Source organism: Enterobacter sp. HK169 (assembly GCF_001719105.1).
Lineage (GTDB): Bacteria > Pseudomonadota > Gammaproteobacteria > Enterobacterales > Enterobacteriaceae > Enterobacter > Enterobacter asburiae_B.
In genome coordinates this window covers 2,735,762-2,755,132 of the sequence record NZ_CP017087.1, presented here as the reverse complement: position 1 = coordinate 2,755,132, position 19,371 = coordinate 2,735,762, and the positions used below count along the sequence as shown (strand labels likewise).

Annotated in this window: 17 protein-coding genes and 4 tRNA genes; 14 read left to right on the top strand and 7 right to left on the bottom strand. The window is 57.4% G+C overall.

The window, feature by feature from the left end; translation table 11 throughout:
- Window positions 1–12 precede the first annotated feature (12 nt).
- The 5 genes from thrP (at window position 13) to EnteroDNA1_RS13105 (ending at window position 1,950) form a co-directional block, all read left to right on the top strand.
- The gene (gene thrP / locus EnteroDNA1_RS13125) at window positions 13–1,398 is read left to right on the top strand and encodes a bifunctional threonine/serine APC transporter ThrP (protein WP_023309635.1); all 1,386 of its coding nucleotides are present in this window, start codon (window positions 13–15) and stop codon (window positions 1,396–1,398) included.
- A 102-nt stretch (window positions 1,399–1,500) separates the two neighbouring features.
- A tRNA-Arg gene (locus tag EnteroDNA1_RS13120) sits at window positions 1,501–1,577 on the top strand.
- Between the two features lie 67 nt (window positions 1,578–1,644).
- Window positions 1,645–1,720, top strand: a tRNA-His gene (locus EnteroDNA1_RS13115).
- 22 nt (window positions 1,721–1,742) lie between these two features.
- A tRNA-Leu gene (locus EnteroDNA1_RS13110) sits at window positions 1,743–1,828 on the top strand.
- A 45-nt stretch (window positions 1,829–1,873) separates the two neighbouring features.
- Window positions 1,874–1,950 (top strand) — tRNA-Pro (locus EnteroDNA1_RS13105).
- A gap of 507 nt (window positions 1,951–2,457) precedes the next feature.
- Here EnteroDNA1_RS13105 and EnteroDNA1_RS13100 read toward each other — a convergent pair.
- The 5 genes from EnteroDNA1_RS13100 to hemC form a co-directional block, all read right to left on the bottom strand.
- Window positions 2,458–3,669 (bottom strand): MFS transporter, encoded by a 1,212-nt coding sequence (locus tag EnteroDNA1_RS13100; RefSeq protein WP_069303415.1) that lies wholly within the window; start codon window positions 3,667–3,669, stop codon window positions 2,458–2,460.
- Between the two features lie 171 nt (window positions 3,670–3,840).
- On the bottom strand, window positions 3,841–5,040 hold the full coding sequence (gene hemY, locus EnteroDNA1_RS13095; protein WP_069303414.1) for a protoheme IX biogenesis protein HemY: 1,200 nt from the start codon (window positions 5,038–5,040) through the stop codon (window positions 3,841–3,843).
- A gap of 2 nt (window positions 5,041–5,042) precedes the next feature.
- A complete protein-coding gene (gene hemX, locus EnteroDNA1_RS13090; protein ID WP_033146905.1) occupies window positions 5,043–6,239 on the bottom strand; it encodes a uroporphyrinogen-III C-methyltransferase in 1,197 nt (398 codons plus the stop codon).
- 20 nt (window positions 6,240–6,259) lie between these two features.
- Window positions 6,260–7,000 carry a uroporphyrinogen-III synthase gene (gene hemD, locus EnteroDNA1_RS13085; protein ID WP_047059115.1) on the bottom strand — a complete coding sequence of 247 codons (741 nt, stop codon included), beginning with the start codon at window positions 6,998–7,000 and terminating at the stop codon, window positions 6,260–6,262.
- The gene (gene hemC / locus EnteroDNA1_RS13080; RefSeq protein WP_069303413.1) at window positions 6,997–7,938 is read right to left on the bottom strand and encodes a hydroxymethylbilane synthase; all 942 of its coding nucleotides are present in this window, start codon (window positions 7,936–7,938) and stop codon (window positions 6,997–6,999) included. The genes hemD and hemC overlap by 4 nt, the downstream gene beginning before the upstream one ends.
- Window positions 7,939–8,288: 350 nt before the next feature.
- Between hemC and cyaA the strand changes: the two genes are divergently transcribed.
- Window positions 8,289–10,832, top strand: a complete 2,544-nt coding sequence (cyaA, locus tag EnteroDNA1_RS13075; protein ID WP_023309629.1) for a class I adenylate cyclase — start codon at window positions 8,289–8,291, stop codon at window positions 10,830–10,832.
- A gap of 95 nt (window positions 10,833–10,927) precedes the next feature.
- Here the strand turns inward: cyaA and cyaY are convergent, their stop codons facing one another.
- Window positions 10,928–11,248, bottom strand: coding sequence for an iron donor protein CyaY (gene cyaY, locus EnteroDNA1_RS13070; RefSeq protein ID WP_023333807.1), 321 nt, complete (start codon window positions 11,246–11,248; stop codon window positions 10,928–10,930).
- Window positions 11,249–11,383: 135 nt separating this feature from the next.
- Between cyaY and lptM the strand changes: the two genes are divergently transcribed.
- The 8 genes from lptM to corA all read left to right on the top strand — a co-directional run bounded on the left by lptM (window position 11,384) and on the right by corA (window position 18,344).
- Complete coding sequence (lptM, locus tag EnteroDNA1_RS13065) at window positions 11,384–11,587, top strand: LPS translocon maturation chaperone LptM (protein WP_014885650.1); 204 nt, start codon at window positions 11,384–11,386, stop codon at window positions 11,585–11,587.
- Between the two features lie 35 nt (window positions 11,588–11,622).
- Window positions 11,623–12,447: a diaminopimelate epimerase gene (gene dapF, locus EnteroDNA1_RS13060; RefSeq protein ID WP_008501545.1), complete on the top strand. Its 825-nt coding sequence runs from the start codon at window positions 11,623–11,625 to the stop codon at window positions 12,445–12,447.
- Entirely contained in the window at window positions 12,444–13,151 is a 708-nt protein-coding gene (locus EnteroDNA1_RS13055) for a DUF484 domain-containing protein (protein ID WP_069303412.1), read from the top strand. Before dapF ends, EnteroDNA1_RS13055 begins: the two co-directional genes overlap by 4 nt.
- The gene (gene xerC / locus EnteroDNA1_RS13050; protein WP_033146901.1) at window positions 13,148–14,050 is read left to right on the top strand and encodes a tyrosine recombinase XerC; all 903 of its coding nucleotides are present in this window, start codon (window positions 13,148–13,150) and stop codon (window positions 14,048–14,050) included. The genes EnteroDNA1_RS13055 and xerC overlap by 4 nt, the downstream gene beginning before the upstream one ends.
- A complete protein-coding gene (gene yigB, locus EnteroDNA1_RS13045) occupies window positions 14,050–14,766 on the top strand; it encodes a 5-amino-6-(5-phospho-D-ribitylamino)uracil phosphatase YigB (RefSeq protein WP_033146900.1) in 717 nt (238 codons plus the stop codon). The genes xerC and yigB overlap by 1 nt, the downstream gene beginning before the upstream one ends.
- Before the next feature lie 107 nt (window positions 14,767–14,873).
- Window positions 14,874–17,036, top strand: coding sequence for a DNA helicase II (uvrD, locus tag EnteroDNA1_RS13040; RefSeq protein ID WP_033146899.1), 2,163 nt, complete (start codon window positions 14,874–14,876; stop codon window positions 17,034–17,036).
- A 149-nt stretch (window positions 17,037–17,185) separates the two neighbouring features.
- Window positions 17,186–17,242, top strand: a complete 57-nt coding sequence (gene ysgD, locus EnteroDNA1_RS22585; protein WP_212743980.1) for a YsgD/CorL family protein — start codon at window positions 17,186–17,188, stop codon at window positions 17,240–17,242.
- A gap of 151 nt (window positions 17,243–17,393) precedes the next feature.
- Window positions 17,394–18,344, top strand: coding sequence for a magnesium/cobalt transporter CorA (gene corA / locus EnteroDNA1_RS13035; protein WP_008501540.1), 951 nt, complete (start codon window positions 17,394–17,396; stop codon window positions 18,342–18,344).
- Window positions 18,345–18,427: 83 nt separating this feature from the next.
- On the opposite strand, the gene rarD is transcribed toward corA, so the two are convergent.
- The gene (rarD, locus tag EnteroDNA1_RS13030; protein ID WP_023309622.1) at window positions 18,428–19,324 is read right to left on the bottom strand and encodes an EamA family transporter RarD; all 897 of its coding nucleotides are present in this window, start codon (window positions 19,322–19,324) and stop codon (window positions 18,428–18,430) included.
- Window positions 19,325–19,371 lie beyond the last annotated feature (47 nt).

The window sequence follows — 19,371 nt, the reverse complement described above, 5'->3', positions numbered from 1 at the left end:
AATCGAGGATCTATGGCAGAGAAACAACCGGAGCTACAGCGTGGGCTGGAAGCTCGTCATATTGAACTGATAGCGCTGGGCGGCACTATCGGCGTGGGCCTGTTTATGGGCTCCGCAAGCACGCTCAAATGGGCAGGCCCTTCCGTATTACTGGCGTATATTATCGCCGGGCTGTTTGTTTTCTTCATTATGCGTTCCATGGGCGAAATGCTCTTCCTGGAGCCGGTAACCGGCTCTTTCGCCGTTTACGCGCATCGCTATATGAGCCCGTTCTTCGGCTACCTGACGGCCTGGTCATACTGGTTTATGTGGATGGCGGTGGGCATCTCAGAGATCACCGCGATAGGGGTCTACGTCCAGTTCTGGTTCCCGGACATGGTCCAGTGGATACCCGCGCTCATTGCCGTGGGGCTGGTGGCGCTGGCAAACCTGGCCGCCGTGCGTCTTTACGGTGAAATTGAGTTCTGGTTCGCAATGATCAAAGTCACCACGATTATCGTGATGATTGTCGTCGGCCTGGGCGTGATTTTCTTCGGCTTTGGCAACGGTGGACACGCTATCGGCTTCGGCAACCTGACCGAAAACGGCGGCTTCTTCGCCGGCGGCTGGAAGGGCTTCCTGACGGCGCTGTGTATCGTTGTGGCCTCGTATCAGGGCGTGGAGCTGATCGGTATTACCGCCGGTGAAGCGAAAAACCCGCAGGTCACGCTGCGTAGCGCGGTGGGCAAAGTGCTGTGGCGTATTCTGATTTTCTATGTGGGCGCGATCTTCGTCATCGTGACCATCTTCCCGTGGAACGAAATTGGCACGACGGGTAGCCCGTTTGTATTAACCTTCGCCAAAATTGGTATCACGGCGGCGGCGGGTATCATCAACTTTGTGGTCCTGACGGCAGCGCTGTCAGGCTGTAACAGCGGGATGTACAGCTGCGGGCGTATGCTCTATGCGCTTTCGAAGAATAACCAGCTGCCTGCGGCGATGAGTAAAGTTTCACGTGCCGGCGTACCGGTGGCGGGTGTGGCGGTCTCCATTGTAATCCTGCTGATTGGCTCTTGCCTGAATTACATCATTCCTAACCCGCAGCGCGTGTTCGTTTACGTCTACAGCGCCAGCGTACTGCCGGGCATGGTGCCGTGGTTTGTTATCCTCATCAGCCAGCTGCGTTTCCGTCATGCGCATAAAAAAGCGATTGAAAGCCATCCGTTCCGCTCAATTCTGTTCCCCTATGCGAACTATTTGACGATGGCGTTCCTGATTTGCGTATTAATCGGCATGTACTTTAATGAAGATACCCGCATGTCGCTGTTTGTCGGGATGATCTTCCTGGCGGCTGTAACGGCCGCATATAAGCTTTTTGGCCTGGGTCGCCGCGGCACCACGCAGAAAGTGGAGGAATAAGCGGCAAAATGTGCAAACCATAACCAAACGCGCATTTTTTTCAAAAAAGCACTAGACAGCGGGGACGGAGGTACGTAATATCCAGCCCCGCAACGGCGCTAAGCGCCCGTAGCTCAGCTGGATAGAGCGCTGCCCTCCGGAGGCAGAGGTCTCAGGTTCGAATCCTGTCGGGCGCGCCATTTTAGTCCCGGCGCTAGAGCTGCGGTGGTCTGAGAAGTAGTCAGTACCGCGTGAAAGAATACAGTGGTGGCTATAGCTCAGTTGGTAGAGCCCTGGATTGTGATTCCAGTTGTCGTGGGTTCGAATCCCATTAGCCACCCCATTATTTGAAAGAGTTGTGAATTGCGAAGGTGGCGGAATTGGTAGACGCGCTAGCTTCAGGTGTTAGTGTCCTTTGGATGTGGGGGTTCGAGTCCCCCCCCTCGCACCACGACTTTTTAAATGAATTGAACTAAAAATTCAAAAAGCAGTACATCGGCGAGTAGCGCAGCTTGGTAGCGCAACTGGTTTGGGACCAGTGGGTCGGAGGTTCGAATCCTCTCTCGCCGACCAATTTTGAACCCCGCTTCGGCGGGGTTTTTTGTTTTCTGCGAGCTCTCATTCCTGAAGTCATGCCCCGACAGCGCCCTTTTTCTTTGTCGCAATCCAGCGACATGCAACTCATTGAAAATTAAATAAATAACTATTTATGGGTTTTGCTGTCTCCTCCTGGCGACATATTCCCGCCTTTTCCCGATACGTTGTAGAGCCTAAGACGGCGCCAGGCAGCATAATTTCCTTTTATCTTAAAATGTTGCGTCATGTAAAAGTTCTGGGTGTCATGTTGGCACGTTACGTGCAATAATATGCGTGTAGATGCTCATTCCATCTCTTATGTTCGCCTTAGGGCCTCATAAACTCAGGAATGACGCAGAGCCATTTACGGTGCTTATCGTCCACTGACAGATGTCGCTTCGGCCTCATCAGACACCATGGACACAACGTTGAGTGAAGCACCAAATATGTTGTCTTACAGACCTGTTTTAACGCCTGCTTTTATAGCAGGCGTTTTTTTATGCCTTATTCCCGATACAGGCGCATGATCAGGGCAACCATCAGCAGGGCCGATGCAGAGACAGCATAGAGCGCCTGTACGGAGCCAAACCCTGAAGCTACCGCCGCTGCAATGCCGGTGAAAAGAGAGGCGCTGAGCGTTTGCCAGCGCCAGGCTTTACCGCTGGCCGAAGCGGTTTGCGTGAGAGGAAAACTACTGAGTACCCCAAACGTGCCCGCTGCGAAGAGAACATTCGAGGCCAGATGCGCGATAAAGATCATCCCCAGCGCGCATACCGTCCACCCGGACAAAAAAGGCAGCATGCCATAAGCGGCCAGAAAGATGCTCAGGCAAACGATTATTCGCGGCGTGTAGGCCGCAAAGCGCGTCAGGCTCTCTTTTTTTAGCAGCAGGGGGCCACAAAGCTGCCCCAGACTCCTCGCGAAAAGCAGAGGCAAAGCAAGGCCCGCCGCATCCTGAGGACTAAGCTGCTGGGCCAGTGCCGGAAGAAGCGCCATCGCCGGTGACCCGACGGCGGCCAGCGACGGCAGGATGAGCAGGCTGCGTTTTTGCCGAACGGTCAACGCCTGCCAGCGTAATGTTGCAGAAACTCCCCTTTCCATAGCGGTGGGATGTGGTGCCGGAGAAAACCGACGCCCAGCCAGCCATAGCAGTACCACTGACCCGAGAAAGCTGGCGGCATCAATAGCCAGCAGGGTAAACACGGATGTCTTCTGAAACAGCACCACGCCCAGGCCGGTCCCTAACAACACCTGAGAAGCAAAAATCACATTTTCCAGACAGGTTGCAGCGGGCAGCTCCGCTTCGCTGAGACCGCGCTTAAAGAGCAATGTCAGCGCGGGCCAGCTCATCCCGCTGAGCAGGGCTTCGGTGGATTGCACGGCGAGCAATGCGGCAACGCTGTGGTAACCCACACCAAGCAGGGGAAAGAGCAGGGCGAGCAGGCCCAGCCCCTCGGTCAGTATCAGCAGGGATATCGGCGAAAAGCGTGAGCACAGCTTTTCGCCGAAGATACTGCCGATGAACCCTGGTACCGTAGCGAAAAGAAAAGCGAGTGTGAGCAGAGCGGGCGGGGCTGACCACGCCAGCAGCAAACCGAAGACCACAACCTGGGTTAGACCATTCCCCAGCGAAGAAAAGATAAAAGCACAGGCAAGCAGGCGCAGCCAGCGGTGGCAGCGCAGCGCCTGGATAAGCGCATACAAAAGCGAGTTCATGGAGATTTCCTTTCAAAAACGATTTAGTCCACGCTGCAAAATGTGCGCGTGTGTGAAAAAAGGTTAATGAAAAGAAATCGTTACATTGGCGGATTCGTTTGCGGATGTGGGTGTAAAGAATGTAGCAGGAGAAAGGCGATAAAAAAAGGAGGCCCTCTGGCCTCCTTTTATTTACGGCTGCGTACCGTTATTTTGCAGCGTTAACAGCAACCCATCACGCCGCATGGCGGCTGCCTCTTCCGGCTTGTGCTGCTTGTCCAGCGTATCGGCAAGCCACGCGTAGTCAAACGCGTCCGGACGCTGCTTCAGCGCCGCGCGGAAGGCGAGGCTCGCCTCCTGCCATTCTCCGTGCTTCATCAGCGACTGACCGAGCGTGCTCCACAGCAGCGGGCGGTCACCGACGGTTTTAATCTGCTGACGCAGCACTTTTTCGATTTGCTCAGGATTATTGGTTTTCAGGCGCGGGATCACCATCACCAGACGATCGTCATACTGGCGCTTCAGGCCATCGAGGAGGATCTCCTGAGCCGTGTCATGATCGTCACATTCAATAAGATGTTCCGCCATGGCGACCTGCAGAGGAACCTGCTGGCGCGTCTTACGGCTCTGATTCTTCCACCACGTTTTCAGACCGTCGCTGCCCAGGTCGGCGCGCGCCTGATCCATCAGGCCAATCCATGCCAGACGCTGAAGCTCATCACGATGTTCATCGTCGCCCACCTCGGCCTTCGCCATCGACGGAATGATGTCCAGCAGCGAGCCCCAGGCGCCGGTACGAATATACGCCTGCTCGGCAAGACGCAGCACTTCCGGATGACGTGGCGCAACTTCCAGCAGGCGATCGATACCGTGACGCGCCGCGTGATTTTCATTGCGCGCCAGCTGCAGGCGAACGCGCGTGATTTCTACCGGAATCGGGTCGCCGTGAGCCAGCTCTGCCGCCCGCTCCAGATGCTGATTGGCGCGGGCTTCGTCACCGCGCTGCTGCGCCGCTTCGGCAGCGAGCAGATAATTCACTACCGGCTGTTCGGCATGGTCGGCGTTTTTCGACATCAGCTTTTCAACCTGCTGATAGTCACCCTCGGCAAGCTTAAGCAGCGCCTGTTCGGTCTGCTTGCGGGCGCGGCGGCGTTTACGGCCAACGAACCAGCCGCGCGTGTGGGCACCGGTGCGGAAAATACGGCGCAGGATCCACTCGATCGCAAACAGCACCACCACGCCGAGGATCAGAATGATCGTCAGGCCGGTTACGCTGGTTTCAATGTTGTAGTTATCCGTCTGGATCAGGACGTAACCCTGATGACCCGCAAGCATAGGTCCCAGCACGATCCCGGCGATCAGCAGGATGAAGAGTAAGAGAACTTTTAGCATCATTACTCTCCTTGCGGTGCGCTTTCAGGCGCCGGAGCCGGGGCAGGTGCCGCTCCGTCCGTCGGCTCTGCCGGTACGCCCGGCTGCGCCAGCAGGTTACGTACGCGCGTCTGCATCAGTTTCTCCAGAATCGGCTGGCTGGCCAGCTTATCAGGCACGTTCATGGTGATGTTCTGCTGGCTCAGCTTATCAATGTCTTCGAGGAAGGCGGTGGTCGTCGCATCATCGGTGTTGTAGTAGGCGCGTACCCACGTTGAGACGTTATCCAGCGCCTGTTTGTACGTCTCTTCCTGATGACGCGGCACGGCCTGAGCCGCCACCAGCAGGCGGGAACGAATGTTCTCCCGCAGATAGATATCCTGGTTCGGCGCCAGCAGCGGCACAGCGGTTTCGTCGCGACGGCGGATAGTGATGAAGCTGTCCATAAAGTTCTGCCAGCTTTTCTGCAGGTTTATACGCCATTCGCTCAGGGAGCTGGAAAGCTCAGTACCGTCGGAATCCATCGGGGAGTCGTCGTCGTTGTTATCCGCCAGCTGCAGGTTATCAATCTGATTCGACAGCTGGTTCACCTTGAGGATAATGCCGTCGTAATCCACCTGCGAGACGGCGGAGAGGCTGGCGATGTCCTCGGTGATCGCGCGACGCGCGGTGATAAGGCTCGGGTCGTTCATGTCTGCCAGGCTCGCGTCGGCGCTTTTCAGCAGCGCGGCGGCAGTGGTGACGTCCTGATCGCTCCAGAGCTTACGTCCGGCGAGCTTCACCAGGAAGTCAGCCTGCGAGAGCAGCCAGGTTTTGGCATCGGTACCGGAAATCGTGGCGACTTTCTGCTGCACGTCGCCCAGCTGTTTAGCCAGCTCTTCCTGTTTGCTGTTCGCCTCGGCAAGCGCGGCGGCCTGCTGCTTAATCACCGTTTCCAGCTCGGTTTTCTGCGTCTCCTGCGCTTTTTGCAGGGCGGTGAGCTGATTCACCAGCGCATCGCTGGTGGACGTCTGATTCGCACCCTGTTGCTTCACCAGACCGTACAGGCCAACCCCTGCTGCCAGCGCAATGGCGATGGCAATCGCGCTCAGCGCGAGGCTCGTTTTGTTGCTGCCGTTTTTCTTCTCAGCGGTTTTCTCAGTCGTCTCTGGCTGTGGCGTCGTCTCCACAGTCTCCCTGGTCTCTTCAACCACGGCGGAGGATTTGTCGTGTTCCGTCATTATGGCTTCCCATTTGAGAGTTATTGTAATGCGCGCAGCAGCGCATCGTTGTCGGCGTTATCAGCGATCCGAATATCCTGCCAGCCCAGTTCCCGGGCCTGGTTCGCCAGACGCTCACTGACGACCAGAAGCCGACAGCGGAGTAACCAGTTTTCGCGATACCAAAGCGGTATCAGCGACCAAAGCTGTTGTAACATTTCACCGCTGGTGACCACCAGCGTATTAATGCCGCGCGCGTGCCAGCGCATCGCCTCTTCCGCGCCATCGTAGTGTTTTGCACAGCGCTGATAGCACTCAATGAACGTCACGTCTGCACCACGTTCACGCAGCGTTTCGCCCAGCAGTTCGCGGCCACCGTTGCCGCGCAAAATGAGCGCACGCTTTCCGGCAATAGTTTGTAATTCAGGTAATTGTAGCAAGACTTCGCTGATTTCCCGATCTAACGGGTAACGAACGTCCGCGCTGCTTACGGTATGCAGCGCCAGTGCCGTTGTGCGGCCAATCGCGAAATAGCGGGGGGCAAGTGGCCAGGCCAACCCCTGCTGTTGCAGCTGCGCGTGGGCAAATTCCACGGCATGTTGCGACAGCGCAAACAGCAGGTCGCCTTCCTGAAGGGTATTCATCTGGTCGGCGAGCGCGGAGAGCTCCCGACCGGGGGAGAATTCAATGAGCGGAAAACTCCAGGCCACCTGCCCCAGTGTGCGCAGACGGCTCACTAACTGCTCTCCTGCGGGAGAAGGGCGGGTGACAAGAATACTCATGCAGGGGGCTCTCCATTATAAACGTCAGCCAGAATCTCGCGGGCGCCGTTATCCAGCAGCTCTTCCGCCAGCGACACGCCAAGCTCCTCGGCATCTTGCGCTTTACCGCGACGTTCGCCGCGTACCATCTGGGAACCGTCCGGAGCGCCTACCAGCGCGCGCAGCCACAGCTCACCTTCTGTTAATTCAGCATAGCTGCCAATCGGTACCTGACATCCTCCTTCGAGGCGGGTATTCATCGCACGCTCGGCTTTTACGCGGATAGCGGTCTCGTCATGGTTCAGCGGTGCGAGCAGTGCGCGGGTACGCGCATCGTCCAGACGGCACTCGATGCCGACGGCACCCTGGCCCACGGCCGGGAGCGACAGCTCTGGCGGCAACGCCACGCGAATGCGCGACTCCAGCCCCAGACGCTTGAGGCCGGCAACGGCGAGGATAATGGCATCGTAATCGCCGTTATCCAGCTTGCCCAGACGCGTTCCGACGTTACCGCGCAGCGAGCGAATGATCAGGTCAGGACGGCGCTCTGCCAGCTGACACTGACGGCGTAAACTGGACGTGCCAACCACGCTACCCTCCGGCAGCGCGTCGAGCGAGTCATAGTGGTTAGAGACAAACGCATCGCGCGGATCTTCACGCTCGCAGATGGTCACCAGCCCCAGCCCTTCCGGGAACTCGACAGGCACGTCTTTCATTGAATGTACGGCGATATCGGCGCGGTTCTCAAGCAATGCCAGTTCCAGTTCTTTGACAAACAGGCCTTTGCCGCCCACTTTCGCCAGGGGCGTATCGAGGATCACGTCACCGCGCGTGACCATCGGCACCAGCTCGACGCGCAATCCACTGTGGCAGGCTTCAAGGCGCTGCTTCACATAATGTGCCTGCCAGAGCGCGAGGGGGCTTTGGCGTGTGGCAATTCTCAAAACATTGTCTAACATGCTTGTTACCGTCATTATCAATCGCTAACCATCCTAACATTGTTGACTCTGGGATGGCAGTTTTACGGTTGATGAAGCGTGAGAGGGACAAGGCGGCGTATTCGTCAGCCATAGCCGTATTCAGGAATTTACACGTACAGAACGGTGCTACACTTGTATGTAGCGCATCTTTCTTTACGGTCAACCGGCAAGGTGTTAAATTGATCACGTTTTAGACCATTTTTTCGTCGCTACCACCAAAAATGATAAGGGCGAAAAAGGGTAACGGTTATCTTTTTGAAATACTGCGGGTCCGCTGTTATTCGTGTTTTGAATAGCTTGCGACACCCGGAAACATCAGGCGATACGTCTTGTACCTCTATATTGAGACTCTGAAACAGAGACTGGATGCCATTAATCAACTGCGTGTGGATCGCGCGCTTGCTGCCATGGGCCCTGCTTTCCAGCAGGTATACAGTCTGCTGCCGACATTATTGCACTATCACCATCCGCTGATGCCTGGCTACCTTGACGGTAACGTTCCCCAGGGCATTTGCCTTTTCACGCCTGATGAAACCCAACAGCATTACCTGAACGAGCTGGAACTCTACCGCGGCATGCCGCCACAGGAGTCTCCAAAAGGTGAACTGCCGATTACCGGCGTTTACTCTATGGGGAGCACCTCATCGGTAGGGCAAAGCTGTTCTTCGGACCTGGACATCTGGGTCTGCCATCAGTCCTGGCTCGATAACGACGAGCGTCAGCTGCTGCAGCGCAAGTGCAGCCTGCTGGAGAGCTGGGCGGCCTCGCTCGGCGTGGAAGTAAGCTTCTTCCTGATTGATGAAAACCGTTTCCGCCATAATGAAAGCGGCAGTCTGGGTGGTGAGGACTGCGGCTCGACCCAGCACATCTTACTGCTGGATGAATTTTACCGTACTGCTGTGCGTCTGGCCGGAAAGCGTATTCTGTGGAATATGGTCCCTTGCGAAGAAGAAGAGCATTACGATGACTACGTCATGTCGCTTTATGCGCAGGGCGTACTGACGCCAAACGAATGGCTGGATCTTGGCGGCCTCAGCTCTCTGTCAGCCGAAGAGTACTTTGGCGCAAGCCTCTGGCAGCTCTATAAGAGTATCGACTCACCGTACAAAGCGGTGCTGAAAACGCTGCTGCTGGAAGCCTATTCCTGGGAATACCCTACGCCGCGCCTGCTGGCGAAAGATATCAAGCAGCGTCTGCACGACGGGGAAATTGTTTCCTTCGGGCTGGACGCCTACTGCATGATGCTGGAGCGCGTGACTGAATACCTGAAAGCCATTGATGACACCACGCGTCTTGACCTGGTGCGTCGATGTTTCTATCTCAAAGTCTGTGAGAAATTGAGCCGCGAGCGCGCCTGCGTGGGCTGGCGTCGTGAGGTGGTCAGTCAGTTAGTGAAAGAGTGGGGATGGGACGAAGCGCGTCTGTCCATGCTCGACAACCGGGCCAACTGGAAAATCGATCAGGTGCGTGAAGCGCACAACGAACTGCTCGATGCGATGATGCAAAGCTACCGTAACCTGATCCGCTTTGCGCGCCGTAACAACCTCAGCGTTTCCGCCAGCCCGCAGGACATCGGGGTATTGACCCGTAAGCTGTACGCCGCGTTTGAAGCGCTGCCGGGCAAAGTCACCCTGGTTAACCCGCAGATTTCGCCAGACCTGTCAGAACCGAACCTGACCTTTATCTACGTGCCACCGGGCCGCGCAAACCGCACCGGGTGGTATCTGTATAACCGTGCGCCAAGCATGGACTCAATCATCAGCCATCAGCCGCTGGAGTATAACCGCTACCTGAACAAGCTGGTGGCCTGGGCCTGGTTTAACGGCCTGCTGACCTCGCGTACGCGCCTGTTTATCAAAGGCAACGAGGTGGTTGATCTCGCTAAGCTGCAGGAGATGGTCGCGGATGTGTCGCACCACTTCCCGCTGCGTCTGCCTGCCCCAACGCCGAAAGCGCTCTACAGCCCGTGCGAAATTCGCCATCTGGCGATTATCGTCAACCTGGAATACGACCCGACGGCAGCCTTCCGCAATCAGGTGGTTCACTTTGACTTCCGCAAGCTGGACGTTTTCAGCTTTGGCGAGCAGCAAAACTGCCTGGTGGGCAGCGTCGATCTGCTGTACCGCAACTCGTGGAACGAAGTGCGTACCCTGCATTTCAACGGCGAGCAGGCGATGATCGAAGCGCTGAAAACGATTCTCGGCAAGATGCACCAGGATGCCGCACCGCCGGACAGCGTTGAGGTGTTCTGCTACAGCCAGCACCTGCGCGGTTTAATTCGTACCCGCGTGCAGCAGCTGGTTTCTGAGTGTATCGAACTGCGTCTGTCCAGCACCCGTCAGGAAACCGGACGCTTTAAAGCGCTGCGCGTTTCCGGTCAGACCTGGGGCCTGTTCTTCGAACGCCTGAACGTGTCGGTACAGAAGCTGGAAAACGCCATCGAGTTCTACGGCGCGATTTCACACAACAAGCTGCATGGCCTGTCGGTGCAGGTGGAAACCAACCACGTTAAGCTGCCGCAGGTGGTGGACGGATTCGCCAGCGAAGGGATTATTCAGTTCTTCTTTGAAGAGTCGGGCGACGATGCCGGGTTCAACATCTACATTCTGGATGAAACCAACCGCGCCGAGGTGTATCACCACTGTGAAGGCAGTAAAGAGGAGCTGGTGCGCGACGTCAGCCGCTTCTACTCCTCTTCGCATGACCGTTTCACCTACGGCTCAAGCTTTATCAACTTTAACCTGCCGCAGTTCTACCAGATTGTGAACGTCGACGGTCGTACGCAGGTGATCCCGTTCCGCACCCAGGCCGTAACGCCTGCCGCGCCTGCCAATCAGGACACCGCGCCGCTGTTGCAGCAGTATTTCTCCTGAGCCTTTTCGCTCGCCCGGTGGCGGCTACGCCTTACCGGGCCTACAACAGCTCGAACCCGTAGGCCGGGTAAGCGCAGCGCCACCCGGCAACAAAACTACCTGAAACTCACAGCCTCACCCGCCTGCGCGGTCGCCGCCTGTTCCAGCAGATCCCAGAACGGTACGCCGCTGCGGTCGCAAACCCATTCCCCGTCCTTCAGATCGAAATGATAGCCGCCCTGTTTCGCGGCCAGCCACACCTGGTGAAGCGGCTCCTGGCGGTTAATAATAATTTTGCTGCCATTTTCGAAGCTCAGGGTCAGAATGCCGCCGTTGATTTCACAATCGATATCGCTGTCGCCATCCCAGTCGTCAAGACGCTCTTCGATGGTCATCCACAGGTTGTCGGCAAGGCGATGGAATTCACTGTCGTTCATGGTTTTGTTCCTGTTTTTCGTGATGCCGGCAGTATAACCCTAAATAATTCCCGTTGCAGGAAAGCGGCAAACTCTTGCTTTTGTGTCTTCTCCTGCGATGATAGAAACAGATTTGAACTTACGGGCAACTTTATAATGAAAAACGCTTTCCGAACGCTTGCCGTTCTCATCACGCTGTTTAGCCTGACTGGCTGCGGACTGAAGGGACCACTGTACTTCCCACCTGCGGATAAAACCGCGCCGCCGCCGACGAAACCCGTGCAAAGCGGCATTGAGTCCACCACGCCAAATACTAACGATCGTGGCGACAACGGTGGCCCGACTCAGGTTAATCTCTGACGACAACGTTCTGTACCCGCGCAATGGAGCAAATGATGCAGTTCTCTAAAATGCATGGCCTTGGCAACGATTTTATGGTCGTCGACGCGGTAACGCAGAATGTGTTTTTCTCCCCGGAACTGATCCGTCGCCTGGCGGATCGGCATCTGGGCGTGGGGTTCGATCAGCTGCTGGTGGTCGAGCCACCGTACGATCCCGACCTCGATTTCCACTACCGTATTTTTAACGCGGACGGCAGCGAAGTTAACCAGTGCGGCAACGGCGCGCGCTGTTTTGCCCGCTTTGTCCGCCTGAAAGGGCTGACCAACAAGCGTGATATTCGCGTCAGCACGGCCAATGGCCGCATGGTGCTCAGCGTCACCGATGATGAGCTGGTGCGCGTGAACATGGGCGAGCCTAACTTCGAGCCCTCCGTCGTGCCGTTTCGCGCAAACAAAGCGGAAAAGACCTATATTATGCGTGCGGCCGAGCAGACAGTATTGTGCGGCGTCGTCTCAATGGGTAACCCACACTGCGTGATTCAGGTTGATGATGTGGAAACCGCCGCGGTCGAAACGCTCGGCCCGGTGCTGGAAAGCCACGAACGTTTCCCGGAGCGCGCGAACATCGGCTTTATGCAGGTGGTGAAGCGCGAGCACATTCGCCTGCGGGTTTACGAGCGCGGCGCGGGCGAGACTCAGGCCTGCGGAAGCGGTGCCTGTGCAGCGGTGGCCGTTGGCATCTCCCAGGGGTTACTGGCTGAAGAGGTTCGCGTGGAATTACCGGGCGGTCGGCTTGATATCGCCTGGAAAGGACCGGGTCATCCACTGTATATGACTGGCCCGGCGGCACATGTCTATGACGGGTTTATCCATCTATGAAACAACCAGGGGAAGAACTGCAGGAAACAGTGACGGAACTGGACGACAGAGCTGTTGTTGATTATCTGCTGCGCAATCCTGAGTTTTTTATTCGTAATGCACGCGTCGTCGAAGAGATGCGCGTGCCGCATCCGGTTCGCGGGACCGTGTCGCTGGTCGAATGGCACATGGCGCGCTCGCGCAACCACATCAATCAGCTTGAAGAGAATATGACGCTGCTGATGGAGCAGGCCAGCACCAACGAAAGCCTGTTCTATCGTCTGCTGCACCTGCAGGCGCGTCTGGCGTCGGCGCACAGTCTTGACGAGTTCCTCAGCCGCTTCCACCGCTGGGCTCGTGAGCTTGGGCTGGCGGGCGCGACGATTCGCCTGTTCCCGGACCGCTGGCGCATTGGCGCACCGTCGGGGTTCACCCATCTGGCGCTCAGCCGTCAGGCGTTTGAACCGCTGCGCATTCAGCGTCTGGGCCATGAGCACCACTATCTGGGGCCGCTGAACGGGCCTGAGCTGCTGGTGGTGTTACCGGAAGCCAAAGCGATTGGCTCGGTGGCGATGTCGCTGATGGGGCGCGATGGCGATCTGGGAGTCATGTTATTTACCAGCCGCGATGCGCATCACTATGAGCAGGGGCAAGCTACGAACCTGCTGCAGGAGATCGCCCTGATGCTGCCCGAGCTGCTGGAGCGCTGGATTGAGCGCGTATGATGGACGGACTGCTCGCCACTGACGTCTCGCGCTTTCTGCGCTATCTGGGCGTGGAGCGTCAGCTTAGCCCCATTACCCTGCTCAACTACCAGCGTCAGCTTGATGCCATCATGCAGATCGCCGACGAAATCGGCCTGAAAAGCTGGCAACAATGTGACGCTGCGACGGTACGCGGGTTCGTCGTGCGTAGCCGTAAAAAAAATCTCAGCCCGGCGAGCCTGGCGCTCAGGCTCTCAGCGCTTCGCAGTTTCTTCGACTGGCTGGTCAGCCAGGGGGGCTTAAAAGCCAACCCGGCAAAGGGGATCGCCACGCCGAAAGCGCCGCGCCATCTGCCTAAAAATATCGACGTTGACGACGTAAACCGCCTGCTGGATATCGACCTTAACGATCCGCTCGCCGTGCGCGACCGCGCGATGCTGGAGGTGATGTACGGTGCCGGGCTGCGTCTGTCAGAGCTGGTTAATCTTGATATCAAACACCTCGATCTGGAGTCCGGTGAAGTGTGGGTAATGGGTAAGGGCAGCAAAGAGCGCCGCCTGCCGATTGGCCGCAATGCGGTTTCCTGGATTGAGCACTGGCTTGACCTGCGCGGGCTGTTTGGCAGCGAAGAGGATGCGCTGTTCCTGTCGAAGCTCGGCAAACGGATCTCGGCGCGTAACGTCCAGAAGCGCTTTGCGGAGTGGGGCATTAAGCAGGGGCTGAACAGCCACGTTCACCCGCACAAGCTGCGCCACTCCTTTGCGACACACATGCTTGAGTCGAGCGGCGATCTGCGCGGCGTGCAGGAACTGCTTGGCCACGCGAATCTGTCGACCACACAAATTTATACCCACTTAGACTTCCAACACCTTGCCTCGGTGTATGACGCGGCGCATCCACGCGCCAAACGGGGGAAATAATGCGTTTTTACCGCCCACTTGGTCAGATCTCAGCCCTGACGTTTGACCTTGATGACACCCTTTACGACAACCGCGAGGTGATCCTGCGTACCGAGCAGGAGTCGCTGGCGTTTGTGCAGAACTACCATCCCGCGCTGAAAGCGATACAGAACAAGGACTTTCAGAAGCTTCGTCAGTCCCTGCGGGAAACCGAGCCGGACATTTACCACGACGTGACCGAATGGCGTCGTCGTGCGGTCGAGCAGGCGATGCTCAATGCTGGCCTGAGCGCGCAGGACGCGGCCATCGGTGCCGAAGCGGCCATGGAAAACTTTGCCAAATGGCGCAGCCGTATCGACGTGCCGCAGGAGACCCACGACACGCTGGCGAAGCTTGCCGAAAAGTGGCCGCTGGTGGCCATCACCAACGGCAATGCCCAGCCCGAGCTGTTTGGCCTCAGCGATTACTTTGAATTTGTGCTGCGCGCGGGCCCGCACGGGCGCGCGAAGCCGTTTAATGATATGTACCATCTGGCGGCGGATAAGCTTAACCTGCCGCTGGGTAACATTCTGCACGTGGGGGATGACCTGACCACGGACGTGGCCGGTGCTATTCGCTGCGGGATGCAGGCCTGCTGGATCAAGCCGGAAAATGCGGAGCTGATGACCGCAACCGACAGCCGTCTTCTGCCGCACGTGGAAATTTCACGGTTGGCATCCCTCACGACGCTGATATAATCACCAGTAATATTGTATAAATTACCAGGGGTTTGCAGTTGTAGGCCCGGTAAGCGAAGCGCCACCGGGCGCTTCGCTGTGTTCCTGAATACTATGTGACGGTGCCAATGGACGTTTCTTACCTGCTCGACAGCCTTAATGACAAACAGCGTGATGCGGTTGCCGCCTCACGCACCAACATGCTGGTGCTGGCTGGGGCGGGCAGTGGTAAGACGCGCGTGCTGGTTCACCGTATCGCCTGGCTGCAGAGCGTGGAGAACTGCTCCCCGTACTCCATCATGGCGGTGACGTTCACCAACAAGGCGGCAGCAGAGATGCGCCACCGTATCGCCCAGCTGATGGGCACCAGCCAGGGCGGCATGTGGGTTGGCACCTTCCACGGCCTGGCGCACCGCCTGCTGCGCGCGCACCATATGGACGCCAACCTGCCGCAGGATTTCCAGATCCTCGACAGCGAAGACCAGCTCCGCTTGCTGAAGCGCCTGATCAAGGCGATGAACCTCGACGAGAAGCAGTGGCCGCCGCGTCAGGCGATGTGGTACATCAACGGCCAGAAGGACGAAGGGCTGCGCCCGCACCACATTCAGAGCTTCGGCAACCCGGTCGAGCAGACCTGGCAGAACGTCTACAAGGCCTACCAGGAAGCGTGCGATCGCGCCGGCCTGGTGGATTTCGCCGAGCTGCTGCTGCGCGCCCACGAGCTGTGGCTCAACAAGCCGCACATCCTGCAGCACTACCGCGAACGCTTCACCAATATCCTGGTGGACGAATTCCAGGATACCAACAACATCCAGTACGCGTGGATCCGCCTGCTGGCCGGTGATACCGGCAAGGTGATGATCGTGGGCGACGATGACCAGTCGATCTACGGCTGGCGCGGGGCGCAGGTGGAGAATATCCAGCGCTTCCTCAACGATTTCCCCGGCGCGGAAACCATCCGTCTGGAGCAGAACTACCGTTCAACCAGCAACATCCTGAGCGCGGCCAACGCCCTCATTGAGAACAACAACGGGCGTCTGGGTAAAAAGCTGTGGACCGACGGCGTCGACGGCGAACCGATTTCGATTTACTGCGCCTTCAACGAGCTCGACGAAGCCCGCTTCGTGGTGAACCGCATCAAAACCTGGCAGGACAACGGCGGCGCGCTGGAGCAGTGCGCCATTCTCTACCGCAGCAACGCCCAGTCGCGCGTGCTGGAAGAGGCGCTGCTGCAGGTGAGCATGCCGTACCGCATTTATGGCGGCATGCGCTTCTTCGAGCGCCAGGAAATCAAAGATGCGCTGTCGTATCTGCGCCTCATTGCGAACCGCAACGACGACGCGGCGTTTGAACGCGTGGTCAATACGCCGACCCGCGGGATTGGCGACCGCACGCTGGACGTCGTGCGTCAGGCCTCGCGCGATCGCCAGCTGACGCTGTGGCAGGCGTGCCGCGAGCTGCTGCAGGAAAAAGCGCTCGCCGGACGTGCCGCCAGCGCATTACAGCGCTTCCTAGAGCTGATTGACGCCCTGGCGCAGGAAACGGCCGATATGCCGCTGCACGTGCAGACCGACCGGGTGATTAAAGACTCCGGCCTGCGAACCATGTACGAGCAGGAGAAAGGCGAGAAGGGCCAGACCCGTATTGAGAACTTAGAGGAACTGGTCACGGCAACGCGCCAGTTCAGCTACAACGAAGAAGACGAAGATCTGATGCCGCTGCAGGCGTTCCTCTCCCACGCCGCGCTGGAAGCGGGTGAAGGGCAGGCGGACACCTGGCAGGATGCGGTTCAGCTGATGACACTGCACTCCGCCAAAGGCCTGGAGTTCCCGCAGGTGTTTATTGTCGGGATGGAAGAGGGGATGTTCCCGAGCCAGATGTCGCTGGATGAAGGCGGACGTCTGGAAGAGGAGCGTCGTCTGGCCTACGTGGGCGTGACGCGCGCAATGCAAAAGCTGACGCTAACCTACGCCGAAACCCGCCGTCTGTACGGCAAAGAGGTTTATCACCGTCCATCGCGCTTTATAGGCGAACTGCCGGAAGAGTGCGTGGAAGAGGTGCGTCTGCGGGCGAGCATCAGCCGTCCGGTCAGCCATCAGCGCATGGGCTCGCCGATTGCGGAAACCGACACCGGCTACAAGCTAGGCCAGCGCGTGCGCCATTCGAAGTTTGGCGAAGGCACCATTGTGAATCTGGAAGGCAGCGGCGAGCACAGCCGTCTGCAGGTGGCGTTCCAGGGGCAGGGGATCAAATGGCTGGTGGCGGCCTATGCGAAGCTGGAAACAGTCTAACATTCAGAAAAATATCATTATTTTGTAATAATCTGCTAGCCTTATACAGCGAAGGTCAATTAATGCCCTTCAGCGTTCCGTTGCGTGTTGACGCCATAGTTATAGCTGGCGTAACATGCGCGCACGATTACGCTAAGAGGACATTCGCCTTGGACACACCCAGTAGATACTGGCTCAATTCCCTGTCATCCAGGAACAACTCCTAAGGCTATCTCCTCTTGCTGATGGCCTTAGTGGTTGTCAGCGACCTGCATTATTCCCGTCGCGCTGAGTCAGGCTGTTTAATGGTCTGAAACCCAATTTGTTTCTGTGTGCCCACCGAACTGTCCGATATTTTTTGCATTGGGAGTCCCGGTCATGTTGAGCGCATTTCAACTCGAAAATAACCGACTTACTCGGCTTGAAGCCGAAGAGTCACAGCCCCTCATTGATGCCGTATGGGTGGATCTGGTCGAGCCGGACGACGATGAACGCCTTCGCGTACAATCTGAACTGGGGCAAAGCCTGGCAACCCGCCCGGAACTGGAAGACATCGAAGCATCCGCGCGTTTTTTTGAAGACGAAGACGGTCTGCATATTCACTCCTTCTTCTTCTTTGAAGATGCGGAAGACCACGCGGGTAACTCCACCGTGGCGTTTACCATTCGCGACGGCCGTCTGTTTACCCTGCGCGAGCGCGAGCTGCCGGCATTCCGCCTCTACCGCATGCGCGCCCGCAGCCAGGCAATGGTGGACGGTAACGCTTACGAGCTGCTGCTCGATCTGTTCGAGACCAAAATTGAACAGCTGGCGGACGAAATTGAAAACATCTACAGCGATCTGGAAAAGCTGAGCCGCGTGATCATGGAAGGCCATCAGGGCGATGAATACGACGAAGCGCTCTCCACGCTGGCGGAGCTGGAAGATATCGGCTGGAAGGTGCGCTTGTGTCTGATGGATACACAGCGCGCGCTGAACTTCCTGGTGCGCAAGGCACGTCTGCCGGGCGGTCAGCTGGAGCAGGCGCGGGAGATTTTACGAGATATCGAATCCCTGCTGCCGCACAACGAATCCCTGTTTCAGAAGGTGAACTTCCTGATGCAGGCGGCGATGGGCTTTATCAACATCGAGCAGAACCGCATCATCAAGATCTTCTCGGTGGTGTCCGTGGTGTTCCTGCCGCCGACGCTGGTGGCGTCCAGCTACGGGATGAACTTTGAGTTTATGCCGGAGCTGAAGTGGAGTTTTGGCTACCCGGGGGCGATTATCTTCATGATCCTCGCGGGGCTGGCGCCGTATCTCTATTTCAAACGCAGGAACTGGCTGTAAAAATCTGGCGGGTGGCGCTGCGCTTACCCGCCCTACGATCGAATTCCCTCTCCCAGTGGGAGAGGGTTAGGGTGAGGGCAACATCACAACCCTTTGCGCACCCTGCGCTGGGTATAAATCGCATCCGCAACAAAGATTGCCAGCGCCACCCAGATAAAGGCGAACGTCACCATCTTATCCGCCCCCGGCACCTCACCGTAGAACACCACCGCCAGCAGGAACATCAGCGTCGGGCCAATGTACTGGAAGAAGCCCAGCGTGGAGAGACGCAGGCGCGTCGCGGCACCGGTGAAGCACAGCAGTGGAATGGTGGTCACCACGCCCGCCGCCATCAGCATCAGGTTCAGCGACCACGGGTTGCTGCCCATATGGCTGGTGGCGCTGTCGGCGATGCCGAAGAGATAAATCGCCGCCACGGGCAGCAGCCACAGGGTTTCAAACAGCATCCCCGTCTGCGCTTCCACCGCAATCTTCTTACGCACCAGGCCGTAGAACGCAAAGCTGAACGCCAGGCCGAGGGCAATAATCGGCAGCGAGCCGAAGGTCCAGAGCTGCACCAGTACGCCGCAGAAGGCCAGAATCACCGCCACCCACTGCATCCGGCGGAAGCGCTCACCGAGGAAAATCATCCCCAGCACGATATTCACCAGCGGGTTAATGAAGTACCCCAGGCTCGCTTCGAGCATGTGATGGTTATTCACCGCCCAGATAAACAGCAGCCAGTTGCCGCCAATCAGCACCGCGGAGAGCGCCAGCAGGAAAATCTTTTTCGGGGTTTGCAGCAGCGTTTTGACGCCCGACCACTGACGGCTGAGGCTCATCAGCGCAATCATAAAGAAGAATGACCAGATAACGCGGTGAGTCAGGATCTCATCGGCAGGAACGTAGGCGATAAGCTTGAAATACGCCGGGGCGATACCCCAAATAAAATAAGCGGCAAGGGCGAGTAAAACGCCCTGCCGCGTCTGTTTAGCATCCATCGGGAAAATCCGTTACAAATAAGTGAATTAATTTTACCCGATTTTGC

Bases quoted from the DNA above. Each gene is read 5' to 3' on its own strand.
- thrP (WP_023309635.1), top strand. From the start codon at position 13: ATGGCAGAGAAACAACCGGAGCTACAGCGTGGGCTGGAAGCTCGTCAT.
- EnteroDNA1_RS13100 (WP_069303415.1), bottom strand. From the start codon at position 3,669: ATGAACTCGCTTTTGTATGCGCTTATCCAGGCGCTGCGCTGCCACCGC.
- hemY (WP_069303414.1), bottom strand. From the start codon at position 5,040: ATGCTAAAAGTTCTCTTACTCTTCATCCTGCTGATCGCCGGGATCGTG.
- hemX (WP_033146905.1), bottom strand. From the start codon at position 6,239: ATGACGGAACACGACAAATCCTCCGCCGTGGTTGAAGAGACCAGGGAG.
- hemD (WP_047059115.1), bottom strand. From the start codon at position 7,000: ATGAGTATTCTTGTCACCCGCCCTTCTCCCGCAGGAGAGCAGTTAGTG.
- hemC (WP_069303413.1), bottom strand. From the start codon at position 7,938: ATGTTAGACAATGTTTTGAGAATTGCCACACGCCAAAGCCCCCTCGCG.
- cyaY (WP_023333807.1), bottom strand. From the start codon at position 11,248: ATGAACGACAGTGAATTCCATCGCCTTGCCGACAACCTGTGGATGACC.
- lptM (WP_014885650.1), top strand. From the start codon at position 11,384: ATGAAAAACGCTTTCCGAACGCTTGCCGTTCTCATCACGCTGTTTAGC.
- dapF (WP_008501545.1), top strand. From the start codon at position 11,623: ATGCAGTTCTCTAAAATGCATGGCCTTGGCAACGATTTTATGGTCGTC.
- EnteroDNA1_RS13055 (WP_069303412.1), top strand. From the start codon at position 12,444: ATGAAACAACCAGGGGAAGAACTGCAGGAAACAGTGACGGAACTGGAC.
- xerC (WP_033146901.1), top strand. From the start codon at position 13,148: ATGATGGACGGACTGCTCGCCACTGACGTCTCGCGCTTTCTGCGCTAT.
- yigB (WP_033146900.1), top strand. From the start codon at position 14,050: ATGCGTTTTTACCGCCCACTTGGTCAGATCTCAGCCCTGACGTTTGAC.
- uvrD (WP_033146899.1), top strand. From the start codon at position 14,874: ATGGACGTTTCTTACCTGCTCGACAGCCTTAATGACAAACAGCGTGAT.
- corA (WP_008501540.1), top strand. From the start codon at position 17,394: ATGTTGAGCGCATTTCAACTCGAAAATAACCGACTTACTCGGCTTGAA.
- rarD (WP_023309622.1), bottom strand. From the start codon at position 19,324: ATGGATGCTAAACAGACGCGGCAGGGCGTTTTACTCGCCCTTGCCGCT.